Annotated in this window: 1 protein-coding gene; it reads left to right on the top strand. The window is 30.8% G+C overall.

Translation table 11 applies throughout. The annotated features are described in order from the left end of the window. Window positions 1–114: 114 nt before the first annotated feature. A partial coding sequence (locus tag I6E15_RS10080; RefSeq protein WP_419180955.1) for a rubredoxin-like domain-containing protein occupies window positions 115–377 on the top strand: 263 nt, incomplete at its 3' end.

The raw sequence follows: 377 nt of genomic DNA, 5'->3' as shown, positions 1-377 counted from the left end.
TTTAAAAAAAGTGTTGACAAAATCAAAAAACTATATTATAATTAAAACATAAATGAAACAATTACAAATTTAAAAAATAAAGTTTAGGATCAAGATTATTAGGAGGTCAATGATATGAAAAAATTTAGATGTAAAGTATGTGGAGAAATAATAACTGAAGGAATGGAAGTATGTCCAGTATGTAAAGTAGGTCCAGATAAATGGGAAGAAATCGTTGAAGGAACAGAAAGAGTATGGGCAACAGAACATAAAATCGGAGAAGGATTAGCTTGTGGAGATGAAGAAATAATCGCAGGATTAAGAGCTAACTTTGAAGGAGAATGTACAGAAGTTGGAATGTACTTAGCAATGTCAAGAGTAGCTGACAGAGAAGGATA

It is taken from the genome of Fusobacterium perfoetens, assembly GCF_021531475.1.
Lineage (GTDB): Bacteria > Fusobacteriota > Fusobacteriia > Fusobacteriales > Fusobacteriaceae > Fusobacterium_B.
The sequence above is the reverse complement of the archived record's forward strand: the minus strand, read 5'-3'. Positions and strand labels throughout refer to the sequence as shown.